Origin of the sequence: Streptomyces sp. SolWspMP-5a-2 (assembly GCF_900091845.1) — a bacterium.
Taxonomy (GTDB): Bacteria; Actinomycetota; Actinomycetes; order Streptomycetales; family Streptomycetaceae; genus Streptomyces; species Streptomyces doudnae.
Genome location: NZ_FMCI01000294.1, coordinates 1 through 13884, shown reverse-complemented (window position 1 = coordinate 13884; position 13884 = coordinate 1). Strand labels below are relative to the sequence as shown.

Below are 13884 nucleotides of genomic sequence, written 5' to 3'. Positions count from 1 at the left end.
ATGTCTGCCACCCCCGGCCGTACCGGGGTCCAGGTGCCGCTCAGCCGCGACCAGGAACGGACCTGGTTCGTCGACCAGTTGAGCAGTTGCCCGTCCGACTACCTCATCCCGCTCCGGCTGCACCTCGCCGGTCCCCTCGACCGGGACGCGCTGCGCCGGGCCCTCGAAGCCCTGGTGGCCCGGCACGAGGTGCTGCGCACCGGCGTGGTGGCGCGGGACGGGCGGCCCGTCGGCGTCGTCCTCCCGCCGGACCGGTTCCGGCTGCGGGAGGCGGAGGTGTCCGGCGCCGGGGCGCTCGACGCGGCCCTCGCGGCGGAGGCGGCGACCCCGATGGACCTGGCCGCCGGACTCCCCGTGCGGGCCCTGCTGATCCGCCACGGCGAGCGCGAGCACACGCTGGTGCTGACCCTCCACCATGTCGCGGCCGACGACTGGTCCTGCGCCCTCGTCTACGACGAACTGGGCGCCGACTACTCGGCGTTCGCCGCGGGCGAGCCCTCCCCCGTCGCGCCGCCCGCCGAGCCGTACCGGACGGTGGCCGCCCGGCTCGACGCCCTGGCCGCCGATCCGGCGCAGGAGTCGCTCGCGCACTGGCGGACCGCGCTGGCCGACCTCACGGCGTTCGAGGTGCCCGCCGACCGTCCCCGTCCGGCCGTGCGGGCGGGCCGCGGGGCGGTCCGCACCGCCTTCGTGCTGCCGCCGCGGGTCGCGGAACCGCTCACCGCCCTCGCCCGCTCGGCGGGGGCCACGCCCGCGATGCTGCTGACCGCCGCCGTGCAGACGGTCCTGTACCGGTACACCGGCAGGCGGGACGTCACCACCGGCACCACCTACGCGCGCCGCGACGACCCGGCGACCGAGCGGCTGCTGGGCCTGCTCATCAACATGCTGCCCCTGCGCGGGCGCCCGGGACCGGAGTTGACGTTCCGTCAGTTCGTGGAGCGGTTCCGTGACGTGTCGCTCGACGCCTTCGAGCACGCCGAGGTCCCCTTCGACCGGCTGGTGGAGGAGAACGCCCCCGAGCGCGACCCGTCCCGCACCCCGCTGTTCCAGATCCTGGTCAACTTCCGCACCGGCCGCCGCCGTTCCCCCCGGCTGACCGGCCTGACCGTGACCGACCTCCCGATGCCCTACGAGGGAGCCAAGTACGACCTCTGCGTCAGCTTCGATCAGGACGCGGCCGGCGTCCGGTGCGGCGTCAACTGGGACGTCGACCTGTACGACGAGGCCACGGTGGAGCGGCTGGGGAACTGGCTGGAGCGGCTGCTGCGGCACGTCGCCGAGCGGCCGGACACCCCGCTGGACGACATCCCGCTGCTCTCCGCGCCGGAGGAGGAGGCCCTGCGCGCCCTGGTGCTGCGCCCGGCCGTCGACACCCCCGGGCGCACCCTGCACGAACTGGTCGCGCTCAGCGCCGCCGAGCGGCCCGGCGCGGTCGCCCTGGTCGGCGCCGACGGCACCACGACGAGCTACGCGGCCCTGGAGGCGGCGGCCAACGCGGTCGCCCACCGGCTGATCGGACACGGGGTCGGGCCCGACGTGCCGGTGGGCCTGCTGATCGACCGGTCGGCGCCGTTGGTCGTCGGTCTCCTGGGCATCCTCAAGGCGGGCGGCGCCTATCTGCCCATCGAGCCCGCCACCCCGGCCGCCCGGGTCGCCACCCTGCTCACCGACGCCGGTGCCCCGGTCTGCCTCACCACGGGCGAGCACGCCGGGACGGTCACCGCGGCGGGCGCCGTCCCGCTCACCGTCGATCCGAGCGGCAGCGCGCCGCCGCCGTCCGTGTCCGTCCAGCCCGACCATCTGTGCGCGGTCTACTACACGTCCGGTTCGACCGGCCGTCCCAAGGGCGTGGCCTGCACCCACCGCGGCTGGGTCAACCGGATGGCGTGGATGCAGCGCAGGCACGGGCTGCGGCCGGGCGAGACGGTGCTGCACAAGACGACCCTGCCCTTCGACGACGCGGCCGTCGAGATCCTCTGGCCGCTGATCACCGGGGGCACGGTCGCGCTGCTGGCGCCCGGCCTGCACCGCGACCCGCGCGCCCTGGTCGACGCGGCGGTCCGCCACCGGGCCGTGCACGTCCAGTTCGTGCCCAGCGTCCTCGACCTCTTCCTGGAGGAGCTGGGTCCGGACGACGTCGCCGCGCTGCGCCGGAGCCTGCGCAGCGTCCTGTCCAGCGGCGAGGCGCTGCGGCCCGCGCTGGTGGAGCGCTTCCGGGAGGCGTTCGGGGACGCCGTCAGCCTGGACAACACCTGGGGCGCCACCGAGGTCTCCATCGACTCCACGTTCCACGTCTGCGGGCCCCGCGACACCCGGGGCACCGGCGCGGTCAGCCTCGGGCGGCCGATGGACAACAACGAGGTGCTGGTCCTCGACCACCGGCTCGGCCCGCTGCCGCCCGGTGTCCCGGGCGAGCTGTGCATCGCCGGGACCGGCCTGGCCCGCGGCTACCTGGGCGACCCGGCCAAGACCGCCGGTGCCTTCGTGCCGCACCCCTACCGGCCGGGCGAGCGCGTGTACCGGACCGGTGACCGCGGCCGGATGCTCCCGGACGGCACCTTCGCCTACCTGGAGCGGATGGACCGCCAGGTGAAGGTGCGCGGGGTGCGGGTGGAGCTGGGGGAGGTGGAGGCGGCGCTGCGCGAGCACCCCGCGGTGACGGACGCCGCGGTGGTGACCCGCCGGGCCGCGCCGGGCGACCTGCGGCTGGCCGCGTACGTCGCGCTGGACGGCGGCGACGGCACCTCGGTCGCCGGGCTGCGCGAGCACCTCGCCGCCCGGCTGCCCGGGTACGCGGTGCCCACCACCGTCACCGTGCTCGCGGCGCTGCCCCGCTCGGCGAGCGGGAAGCTCAGCCCGGCGCTGCTGCCGGAGCCCGACCCCGCCGACCACGGGACGCGGGAGCACGTCGCCCCGCGCGACGAGACCGAGCGGATCATCGCCGGGATCTGGGCGGACGTGCTGTCGGTGCCCCGGATCGGCGTCCTGGACGACTTCTTCTCCTTCGGCGGCCACTCGCTGATCGCCACCCGGGCCGTCAACCGGATGCGGCAGGCGTTCGACACCCACCTCCCGCTGAGCGTGATCTTCGAACGGCCGACCGTCGCCGGGACGGCCGAGTACATCCACGACCTGATCCTGGCCGAGATCGAGGCGATGTCCGACGCCGAGGCGCACCGCCTCCTGGCGGACGTCTCCCCCGCCACCGGCCCCGCGGACAACGAACGAGGTACGACGCGATGAAGACTCCTCTGCTGCACGAGGCGTTCCTGGCGCACGCCGACCGTTCCCCGGACGCCCCGGCCCTGCTCTGGTCGGGCGGCACCCTGAGCTACCGCGCCCTGGAGCGCCGCTCGGCCGCCCTGGCCGAGCGGCTGCTGGCCGCGGGCGCCGGTCCCGGGACGCTGGTCGGGGTCTGTGTCGGCCGCGGCCCGGCGCTGCCCACCGCCGTGCTCGCGGTGGCCAGATCGGGCGCCGCCTGGGTGCCGCTCGACCCGGCCTACCCGCAGGACCGGCTGGACTACATGGTGCGCGACTCCGGGGTGACCCTGGTGATCGCCGACCCCGAGGCGGCCCGACGGCTGCCGGACGACGTGCGCATCCTCGACCCGGACGGCCCCGGCAGCCCGGACGGCCCCGGCGCTCCCGACGCGGCCGGGCCCGGCGTCCTGGACCGGGCGGTCCCCGGTGACCTCGCCTACGTCATCTACACCTCCGGGTCGACCGGCAGGCCCAAGGGCGTCCTCGTCGAGCACGGCGGGGTCGCGGGCACGGTCGACGGGATGCGCACCGCGTGGGGCGTGGGGGCGGGCGACCGCGTCCTCCAGTTCGCCCCGGCCAGCTTCGACGCCTCCGTCCTGGAGACCGGCGTCGCCCTGACCGGCGGTGCCGTCCTGGTCCTCGCCGACTCCGCGAGCGTGGTGCCCGGCCCGGACCTCGTCGACCTGATGGACCGCTTCGGGGTGACCTTCACCCTGCTGCCGCCGTCCGTGGTCGCCGCCCTCCCGGAGGCCGAACTCCCTTCGCTGCGCACCCTGGTGTGCGGCGGGGAGGCGCTGCCCGCGGAGATCGTGGCGCGCTGGGGCGCGGGCAGGCGCGTCTTCAACGCCTACGGCCCGACGGAGATCTCCATCGTCGCCACCACCGGTGAGGTGACCGGCTCGGGCACGCCCGACATCGGACGCCCGCTGCCGGGCGTGCGGGTCGACCTGCTGGACGCGGCCGGTGAGCCGGTGCCCGCGGGCGAGGTCGGCGAACTCGTCGTCTCCGGCGTCGGGGTGACCCGCGGCTACCTCGGCCGGCCCGCGCTGACCGCCGAGCGGTACGTCCCCGGCGGCGACGGCCGCGCCTACCGCACCGGGGACCTCGCGCGGCTGCTGCCCGACGGGCGCTACCTGTACGCCGGGCGCGCCGACCACCAGGTCAAGATCCGGGGCTTCCGGGTCGAGCCGGGCGAGATCGCCGAGGTGCTGCGCGCCCACCCGGCCGTCTCGGACGCCGTCGTCGTCGCGCGGGGCACCGTCCTGGTCGGCTACGTGTCCGCGCCGGACGACCGGGCGCACGGCGCGGAGCTGCGGGACTGGTGCGCGCGGTCGCTGCCCGCCCACATGGTGCCGTCCACCATGGTCGTGCTGCCCGCGCTGCCGCTCACGCCGAGCGGCAAGGTGGACCGGGAGGCGCTGCCGTCGCCGTACCGGTCGGAGGTGAGCAGCGGCGACGAACCGGCGACGCCCACCGAGGCGGCCGTCGCCGCGCTGATGTCGGAGCTGCTCGGGGGCACCCCGGCGGGCGCCACCGACGACTTCTTCCAACTCGGCGGCCACTCCCTGCTGGTGGGGCGGCTCGCCGCGCGGATCCGCAGCGACCTGGGCACCGACATCCCGCTCTCCCACCTCTTCCGGCTCGCCACGCCCCGCGGGATCGCCGCGTTCGTCGACGGCGGCGGCGCGCCGGACGGCGACCTGGAGGTGCCCGCGCCGCCGCCGCTGCGGCACGCCGACCGGACCCGTCCGGTCCCGCTGTCCTATCCGCAGGAGCGGGTCTGGTTCCTGGAGCGGCTCTCGCCCAGCAACCAGGCGTACCGGATGCAGGCGACGCTCACCCTGCGCGGCGCCCTGGACATGGCCGCGCTGCGGTCCGCGCTCGTCGAGCTGGTCCGCCGCCACGAGATCCTGCGCACCGCGTTCCGTGAGGTGGACGGGGTGCCGGTGCAGTGCCCGGTGGAGATGGACGCCATCGACATCGAGGTGCCCCTGGTGGACCTCTCCGCGCTGTCCGAGGCCGGACGCGAGCGGGCCTGGCGGGAGTTGTCGGCCGCCCAGCAGGCCGAGCCGTTCGACCTGGAGCGGCCGCCGCTGGCCCGCTGGGTGGTGGCCAAGGACGGGCCCGAGGCGTACCGGCTGATCCACGTGGAGCACCATCTGGTGCACGACGGCTGGTCGTTCGCGGTCTTCGTCGGTGAACTGACGCGTCTCTACGAGGTGTTCGCCGAGGGCGCCCCGGCCCCCGCGGAGCCCCGCTTCCAGTTCGCGGACCTCGCCGCCTGGCAGCGGTCCTGGCTGGACGGTCCGGTGATGGACCGCTACCTCGACCACTGGGCGCGGGCCCTGGAGGGGGCGCCCGCGGCCCTCGAACTGCCCACCGACCGGCCCCGGCCGCCGGAGTTCACCTTCCGCGGCGACGTCGTGCGGCTGACCCTCGACCCGGACGAGTACCGCCGGCTGCGCGAGGGGGCCAGGTCGTTCGGCGTCACCCTCTACTCGACGATGCTGACGGCGTTCGCGGCGCTGCTGTCGCGCTACGCGGACCAGACCGACTTCGTCCTGGGCGTGGGGGTGGCCAACCGCAGGCTCGCGGAGGCCGAGCGGCTGATCGGGATGATGGTCAACACGGTCCCGCTGCGGGTCCGGCTGGAGGACGACCCCACCTTCCGGCAGTTGCTCCAGCGGGTGCACTCCACCGCGGTGGAGGGGTACGCCTGGCAGGACGTGCCGTTGCAGCGGCTCGTCAAGGCCGTCGCGCCCGCCCGTGACCTGTCGCGCAACCCGCTCTTCTCGGCGATGTTCAGCTTCCACGACTCGGCCGTCCCCGACCTCGACTTCGCGGGGCTGCGCGGCGAGGTGCGGATGGAGCACAACGGGTCGGCGAAGGCCGACCTGAACATCGTCGCGATCCCGCGCGCCGAGCAGCGGGTGGGCCAGCGCCCCAGCAGCGAGGACGACGCGCTGACCATCATCTGGGAGTACGCCACCGACCTCTTCGACGCCGAGACCATGCGGAGCATGGTGCGGGCCTACCGCGACCTGCTGCGGGCCGCGCTCGAACAGCCCGACCTGCCGGTGTCGCGGTTCCCGCTGACCGGCGCGAGCCCCGCGCCCGCGGCCGGTGCGGGGGCCACCGGTCCCGGGCTCCTCGACCGGGTGGAGCGGCACATCGCCGAGCGGCCCGGCGCGACCGCCCTGAGCACGGTCCGCGGCCCGGTCACCTACCGCGAACTCGGCGCGCGCGCCGACCGGTTCGGACGGGAGCTGGCCCAACTCGGGGCCGGTGACGGGCGTCCCGTCTCCCTGCGTCCGGGCGATGACCTGGTGGCCGCGCTGCTGGCCGCCGCCCGCGCCGGTGCCCCCGCGCGGGTCCTGGCCCCCGGCGCCGGACCCGCGGCGGGCGAGCCCCTCGTCACCGGGGACCGGGCACCGGGGGCCACGGCGGGAAGGGACGGGGGCGGCGAACACCGGCCGTCCGAGGAGGCCGTGCTCGGGACGGTGGACGGGGCGGAGATCACCCACGGCGCGCTCACCGCCGCCGTCGCCGCGCTCGACTCCCTGGGCTTCCGGGCGGACCGGGTCCTCCAGACCGCCGGGCCCGGCAGCGCCCTCCATCTGCTCCAGGTGTGGACCACGCTCGCCCGCGGCGGCACGCTCGTCGTCCCGGAGACGCCGCCGCGCTCACCCGGCGCGCTGGCCGCGCTGCTGACGGACCGTCACGAGCCGTACTCGGCGCTGCTGGTGACCGACACGGTGGCCAACACGCTGCTCGCGCACCACCGCGAGGCCCTGGCCGGAGGCACCGACGCGGTCCTCGCGATCGGGCCCGACCTGGACCCCTCCGCCCTCTCCGGACCCGTCGGGACCCGTCTCGCGGCCGGGTTCGCCGCCCCGGGGCTGCCCCTCGCCCTGTACCGGTCGCACGACCCGGCGCCGGACCCGTCCGCGGTCGTCGTGCCGGTCGGACTGCCGGTGCCCGGTGCCGCCGCCGTGGTGCTCGACGGGCGCGGCGAGCCGCTGCCCGCCGGGGTCCCGGGCGAACTCCACCTCGCGCACGGCGCGGACGCCCGGCCGCGGCCCACCGGACACCGGGCCAGGCGCACCGCGGCCGGGGGCTTCGAGATCCTCGGCCGGGTCGGGACCTGGCCGACCGTCTCGGGGTTCCGCGTCGCGCCCCACGAGACCCGCACCCGGCTCACCGCGCACCGCGGGATCGCGGAGGCCGCGGTGTTCAGCACCGACGGCGAACTCCACGCCTACCTGGTGCCGCGCGCGGGCACGGCCGTCCCGGACGACGTCGAACTCGTCGACTTCCTGGCCGAGTCGCTGCCCGACTACCAGATCCCCGCCCGCTTCGTGGCGGTACCCGCGCTGCCCGCCCGGCCCGACCGGTCCCGCGCGCCGAGCCCGGCCGGCCGCTCGTGAGCGCACCGGCGCACCGTCCACCGACCCCGAGGGAAGCCATGCTGCACGAGATGTCCACAGGCCCGGCCGGGACGGCGGTCCGCATCCGGGGAACCCACCACAGCGTCGGCCACCACGGAGAGATCCTCCAGGGCGTCTTCGCGTCCGGCCGCGGCCTGCGCCGCGCCCTGATCACCCTGCCCTGCCCGCTCTACGAGTCGCACGCCGTCTTCGAACCGTCCGGCACCACGGACGAGGTCGTCATGCTCGACCCGTGGCGGACCAAGGCGCGGCGGGCCGCCGAGCTGACGCTGCGCGCCCTGGACGTCCCCACCGGCGGCACCCTCAGCCTGACCAGCAACATCCCGCCGAGCCGCGGCTTCGGCTCGTCCACCGCCGACGTCGTCGCGACCATCGGTGCCGTCCACGAGGCGGCGGGTCGCCGCCCGAGCCCCGCCCGGTACGCGGCCCTCGCGGTCGCCGCCGAGACCGCCTCCGACGCCCTCATGTACGCCCACAGGACCGTCCTGTTCGCGCACCGCGAGGGCGAGGTCGTCGAGGACATGGGCGGGCCGCTGATGCCGCTGGCCGTCGTCGGTTTCGGCACCAGCGCGGACGGCACCGGCACCGACACCCTCGACCTGCCGCCCGCCCGCTACTCGGTCTGGGAGATCGAGGCGTTCCGCCCGCTGCTCGGCTCGGTGCGCCGCGCCCTGCGCACCGGGGACGTCGCCCTGCTCGGCCGGGTGGCGACCGCCAGCGCCCGGATCAACCAGCGCCATCTGCCCGTCCCCGGTCTCGCGGACCTGCTGCGGGTCGGCGAGGCGGTGGGGGCGGCCGGGCTCCAGGTCGCGCACAGCGGCGACGTCGCCGGGCTCATCTTCGACCCCGCCCTGCCCGACCTCGCCACCCGCGCCGACCTGGCCCGCAAACGGCTCGCGGGCCTGGGCATCGACGACACCTGGTTCTTCACCACCACCTGACGAGGACGGAGAGCATGCGATCACCCACTCTGCCCGCGGCCAGTGAATCGGTCGTCGAGGCGACCGTCCTGCCCCGGCTCATCCGGATCGGCCCCAACCTGTGCGTGGCCGCGTTCACCCTGATGAAGCTGCTTCCGGCCCGCTTCATGCTCGACCGGGCCGAGCAGCGCGGCGAACTCACCCCCGACACCACGGTCCTGGAGACCTCGTCCGGCACCTTCGCCCTCGGCCTCGCGATGGTGTGCCGCCTGCGCGGCTACCCGCTGGTCATCGTCGGCGACCCCGCGATCGACCCGGCGCTGCGCCGCAGACTCGGCGAACTGGGCGCCCGCGTCGAGATCTGCACCGAGCCCAGCCCGAACGGGGGCTTCCAGCAGGCGCGGCTCGACCGGCTGGAGGAGATGCGGGCCCGCTACCCCGACCACTACGTCCCCGGCCAGTACCACAACCCCGACAACCCCAACGCCTACGCGGCGGTGGCGGAGCAGCTCGCGGAGACCGTCGGCGCCGTCGACTGCCTCGTCGGACCGGTCGGCTCCGGCGGCTCGACCGGGGGCACCGCGGCCTTCCTGCGGCTGCTCCAGCCCCGGATGCGCCTGATCGGCGTGGACACCTCGCCCAGCACCATCTTCGGCCAGGCCGACGGCCCCCGCGTGGTGCGCGGGCTCGGCAACAGCCTCGTCCCGCCCAACGTCAGCCACGACGCCTACGACGAGGTGCACTGGGCGGGCGCCGCCGAGGTGTTCCGGGCCACCCGCGAACTGCACGCCCGGCACGCCCTGTACATGGGGCCCACCAGTGGCGCGTCCTTCCTGGTCGCCCGCTGGTACGCGGAGCGCAACCCCGACGCCCAGGTCGTCGCGTTCCTCCCGGACGAGGGCCACCGCTACCAGGAGACGGTCTACCAGGACGAGTGGCTGGCGGAGCGCGGCCTGCTGGGCACCCCGACCGCCGCCGCCCCGCGCACCGTCACCGACCCGCGCGACGCCGTCGGCGGCTGGGCCCGCATGCGGTGGCGCCGCCGCTCCCTCGACGACGCCCTGCGCCACGCCGGGCTCCCCGGCACCGGCGCCCCCGGGGAGGAGCGATGACCGAACCCGTGCTGATCCTCGTCGAGTCCAACACCTCGGGCACCGGGCCCCTCTTCGCCCGGCGGGCCCGCGAACAGGGGGCCCGTCCGGTCCTGCTGGCCGAGGACCCCGGCCGCTACCCCTACGCGCGGGCCGAGGGGATCACCCTGGCCGAGGCGGACACCTCGGGTCCCGGGGCGGTCCTGGACGCGGTCGCCTCGCTCGGCGCGGGACCGGTCGCCGGGGTGACCACCAGCTCCGACTACTTCGTGCCGGTCGCCGCCGCCGTCGCGCACGCGCTCGGCCTGCCGGGGCCCGATCCCGCCGCCGTGACCCGGTGCCGTCACAAGGGCCACCAGCGCGCGGCGCTCGCGGCGGCGGGCGTCCCGGTGGCCGCCCACACCCTGGTGACCGACGCCGCCGCGGCCCGCGAACTCCTCGGCCGGACCCGGCTGCCGGTCGTCCTCAAACCCGTGGACGGGTCGGGCAGTTCGGGCGTCCGGCTGTGCGCGGAGCCCGTCGGGGCCGTCGAGCACGCCGACCGGCTGCTGGCCCGCACCCGCAACGAACGCGGCATCCCGACCCAACCCGGCCTGCTCGTCGAGGAGTACGTGGACGGGCCCGAGTTCTCCGTCGAGGTGTTCGGGCACACGCCCGTCGCCGTGGTGGCCAAACACCTGGGCGCCGCACCGCACTTCGTCGAGACCGGGCACGACGTCCCCGCCCCCCTGCCGGACGCCACCGCGCGCGTCCTCGCCGACACCGCGGTGGCCGCCGTCCGGGCGCTCGGCCTCGGCCACGGCGCCGCCCACGTCGAACTGCGCCTGGGCGCGGACGGCCCGGTGCTGATCGAGGTCAACCTGCGGCTGGCCGGCGGCATGATCCCCGAGCTGATCCGCGCCGCCCTCGGCGTCGACCTGGTCGCCGCCCAGGTCGCCGCGGCCCTCGGCCGGCGCCCCGACCTGACCGCCCGCGCCGCCCGCCACTCGGCGCTGCGCTTCCTCGTCGTCGACGGCCCCTCGGTGCTCGGCGACCCGCCCCCGGCGCTCGCCGCCCCCGGACGGCACGTCACCGCCGCCGTGCTGACCGGGCGCCGCGGTGTCCCGCTCACCCCGTGGCACGACCACCGCGACCGCGTCGGCCACACCGTCGCCACCGCGCCCACCGCACCGTCCGCCGCACGGGCGGCCGAGGACGCCCTGACCCTGCTGCGCGCCTCACTGCGCGCCCTGGCCGCCGAGGAGAGCCCCGTATGACCGTCTCCGTCACCGGACGACTGACCTCCGCCGTGACCCCGGCGGCGGCCGACATCCTCTTCGACCGGCACCTGCGGGTGCCCCCGGACCCGGTCGCCGCCGAACTGCGGCCCACCAGCGAGGTGGACCGGGCCCACGTGGTGATGCTCGCCGAACGGGGCGTCGTCGACCGGGAGACCGCGGCCCGACTGCTGTCCGGCATCGAGGAACTGCGCGCCCAGGACTTCGCCCCGCTGCGGCACCTGCCCGCGCCGCGCGGCCGCTACCTCGCCTACGAGGGACACCTGGTGGCCACCCTGGGCGAGGAGACCGGCGGGGTCCTGCACAGCGGGCGCTCCCGCAACGACCTCAACGCCACGGTGTTGCGGCTGCAGTTGCGGCGCCCCTACGACCGGCTGCTCGCCGAGACCGACACCCTGGGGCGCGTCCTCGTCGAGCGGGGCCGATGCTGGCACACCACCGTGATGCCCGCGTACACCCACCACCAGCCCGCCGTCCCCATCACCTACGGCCACTACCTCGCCGGGGTCGCCGCCGCCCTCGTCCGGGACCTGGACCAGCTCGACCACGCGGGCCGCGAACTCGGCGAGAACCCGCTCGGCGCCGGGGCGGTCGGCGGGACCACGCTGCCCGTCGACCCGGCGCGCACCACCGAACTGCTGGGATTCGACGCGCCGTTGGCCAACTCCCTGCACGCCGTGGCGTCCCGGGACGTGGTGCTGCGGCTGCTCGCCGCCTGCACCGTCCTCGGGGTCCTCCTCACCAGGACCGCGCACGACCTCCAGTCCTGGACCAGCGCCGAGAACCCGCTGCTCGTGCTCCCCGACGACCTGGTCGGCAGCAGCTCGATGATGCCGCAGAAGCGCAACCCGTTCCTGCTGGAGAACGTCCAGGGCAAGGCCGCGGCGGCGCTCGGCGCGCTCACCGCGGCGACCGCGGCGATGTCGACCGCGCGCTACACCAACGCCATCGCCGTCGGCACCGAGGCGGTCGGCCATCTGTGGCCCGCCCTGGAGGCCACCACCGACGCGGTGGTGCTGCTGCGGCTCATGTTCGAGGGCGCCGAGCCCGACCCGGGCACCATGCTGGGCCGGGCCACCGCGGGGCACACCGCGGCCACCGCGCTCGCCGAACGGCTGGTCGTCTCGGGGGTGCCGTTCCGCACCGCCCACCATCTGGTGGGCGAGATCAGCACGGTGGCCCTCGCCACCGGCCGCGCCTTCGGGGAGACCGCCGCCGACCACCTCGGCGACCGCCCCCGCGACCTGCTCGACGCCCTCGACCCCGCCTCGGTGGCCGCGGCGGCGGTCGCGGGCGGCGGCCCCGCCCCGGCGTCCGTGCTCGCGGCCCTCGACGACGCCGCCCGCGACCTCGACCGGCTCGGCGCCGCCGCCGACGCCCGCAGGCAGACCTGGGCGACCGCCGAACACGCCCTGGGCGACGCCGTGTCCACCCTGATCAGCCGACCGTGAGGAAGCCTCCCGTGCAGAACGTCGTGGAACTCCGCAGCGACACCTTCACCCTGCCCACGCCCCGGATGCTCGCCGCCGCCACCGCGACCCGGCTCGGCGACGACGTCTACGGCGAGGACCCGACCGTCACCGAACTGGAGTCCCTGTCCGCGAAGTTGCTCGGCAAGGCGGCCGGGTGCCTGATGCCCAGCGGCACCATGGCCAACCTCGCCGCGCTCCTCACCCTCAGCCCGCGCGGCGGCAAGGCCGTCGTCGGCGCCGAGTCCGACATCTACGTCTACGAGGCGGGCGGCGCCTCCGTCCTCGGCGGCATCGTCTACGAGCCCGTCACCGCCGCCGAGGACGGCACCCTGCCGCTGGCCGCGCTGACCGCGGCGTTCGAAGTCGACCGGGACGACCCGCAGTTCGCGCTGCCCGCCGTCCTCGCCCTGGAGACCCCGCACAACCGGCGCGGCGGCGTCCCCCTCGACCCCGGCTACCTCGCGGCGGCCGGCGCCCTCGCCCACCGCCACGGCGCCGCCCTGCACCTGGACGGGGCCCGCGTCTTCAACGCGGCCCTCGCCCTCGGCGTACCGGCCGCCGACCTCGCCGCCCCGGCGGACACCGTCCAGTTCTGCCTCTCCAAGGGGCTCTCCGCGCCCATCGGTTCGGTCCTCGTCGGCGACGAGCAGTCCATCGCCACCGCCCGCCGCTACCGCAAGATGCTCGGCGGTGGCATGCGGCAGGCGGGGCTGATCGCGGCGTGCGGGATCGTCGCGCTCACCGAGATGGTCGACCGGCTCGCCGACGACCACGCGCACGCCCGCAGACTGGCCGACGGCCTCGCGGGCGTCGCCGGACTGCGCCTCGACCCGGAGCCCCCGCGCACCAACATGGTCTTCTTCACGGTGGACCCGGACATCACCGGGCACACCACCGAGACCTTCATCGAGGCGGCCTGCGTGCGGGGTGTGCGCCTCGCGGAGCTGGGGCGCGGCCGCATCCGCGCGGTCACCCACTCCGGCGTCTCGGCCGACGACGTCGACCGGGCCGTGACGGCGCTCGCGGACGCCGTGGCCGCCTCCCCCGGGACCCGGGGGTGAGCGAACCGGTCACCGCGCCCCCGCCGACACCCCGCCCCCTGCACCGCCAGCACGCCTTCCGCCTGTTCTGGGCGGCGGAGTCGGTCAGCCAGTTCGGCACGTACGTCGGCAACGCCCTGCTGCCGCTGCTGGCCGCCACCGCGCTGGCGGCGACCCCGCTGGAGATGGGCCTGCTCAGCGCCGCGGAGACGATGGGCTACCTGCTCATCGGCCTCCCGGCGGGGGTGTGGGTGGCGCGGGCCAGGCAGCGGCTGCTGATGAGACGGGCCAACACCGGCCGGGCGCTGCTGCTGTGCACGATCCCGGCCGCCTGGTGGGGCGGTCTGCTCACGGTCGGCCAGCTGATCGCCG

Annotated in this window: 7 protein-coding genes and 1 pseudogene; all 8 read left to right on the top strand. The window is 76.2% G+C overall.

The annotated features are described in order from the left end of the window. Complete coding sequence (locus tag GA0115242_RS29325; RefSeq protein ID WP_093833765.1) at nt 1-3246, top strand: non-ribosomal peptide synthetase; 3246 nt, start codon at nt 1-3, stop codon at nt 3244-3246. Further along, nucleotides 3243-7691, top strand: a complete 4449-nt coding sequence (locus GA0115242_RS29320; RefSeq protein WP_093833763.1) for a non-ribosomal peptide synthetase — start codon at nt 3243-3245, stop codon at nt 7689-7691. Before GA0115242_RS29325 ends, GA0115242_RS29320 begins: the two co-directional genes overlap by 4 nt. 50 nt (nt 7692-7741) lie before the next feature. Continuing rightward, nucleotides 7742-8653: a GHMP family kinase ATP-binding protein gene (locus GA0115242_RS29315; protein WP_093833788.1), complete on the top strand. Its 912-nt coding sequence runs from the start codon at nt 7742-7744 to the stop codon at nt 8651-8653. Between the two features lie 14 nt (nt 8654-8667). Continuing rightward, complete coding sequence (locus GA0115242_RS29310; protein ID WP_093833761.1) at nt 8668-9744, top strand: pyridoxal-phosphate dependent enzyme; 1077 nt, start codon at nt 8668-8670, stop codon at nt 9742-9744. Continuing rightward, the gene (locus GA0115242_RS29305; protein ID WP_093833759.1) at nt 9741-10979 is read left to right on the top strand and encodes an ATP-grasp domain-containing protein; all 1239 of its coding nucleotides are present in this window, start codon (nt 9741-9743) and stop codon (nt 10977-10979) included. Before GA0115242_RS29310 ends, GA0115242_RS29305 begins: the two co-directional genes overlap by 4 nt. Beyond that, on the top strand, nt 10976-12451 hold the full coding sequence (locus GA0115242_RS29300; RefSeq protein ID WP_093833757.1) for a lyase family protein: 1476 nt from the start codon (nt 10976-10978) through the stop codon (nt 12449-12451). The genes GA0115242_RS29305 and GA0115242_RS29300 overlap by 4 nt, the downstream gene beginning before the upstream one ends. An 11-nt stretch (nt 12452-12462) precedes the next feature. Beyond that, on the top strand, nt 12463-13533 hold the full coding sequence (locus GA0115242_RS29295; RefSeq protein WP_093833755.1) for a GntG family PLP-dependent aldolase: 1071 nt from the start codon (nt 12463-12465) through the stop codon (nt 13531-13533). Then, nucleotides 13530-13884 (top strand): annotated as a pseudogene (locus GA0115242_RS29290) (MFS transporter); the annotation flags it as partial. The gene GA0115242_RS29295 and the pseudogene GA0115242_RS29290, both read left to right, overlap by 4 nt.

What these genes read in the sequence shown, in the direction of transcription:
- GA0115242_RS29325 (WP_093833765.1), top strand. Translation starts at nt 1, where the DNA reads ATGTCTGCCACCCCCGGCCGTACCGGGGTCCAGGTGCCGCTCAGCCGC.
- GA0115242_RS29320 (WP_093833763.1), top strand. Translation starts at nt 3,243, where the DNA reads ATGAAGACTCCTCTGCTGCACGAGGCGTTCCTGGCGCACGCCGACCGT.
- GA0115242_RS29315 (WP_093833788.1), top strand. Translation starts at nt 7,742, where the DNA reads ATGTCCACAGGCCCGGCCGGGACGGCGGTCCGCATCCGGGGAACCCAC.
- GA0115242_RS29310 (WP_093833761.1), top strand. Translation starts at nt 8,668, where the DNA reads ATGCGATCACCCACTCTGCCCGCGGCCAGTGAATCGGTCGTCGAGGCG.
- GA0115242_RS29305 (WP_093833759.1), top strand. Translation starts at nt 9,741, where the DNA reads ATGACCGAACCCGTGCTGATCCTCGTCGAGTCCAACACCTCGGGCACC.
- GA0115242_RS29300 (WP_093833757.1), top strand. Translation starts at nt 10,976, where the DNA reads ATGACCGTCTCCGTCACCGGACGACTGACCTCCGCCGTGACCCCGGCG.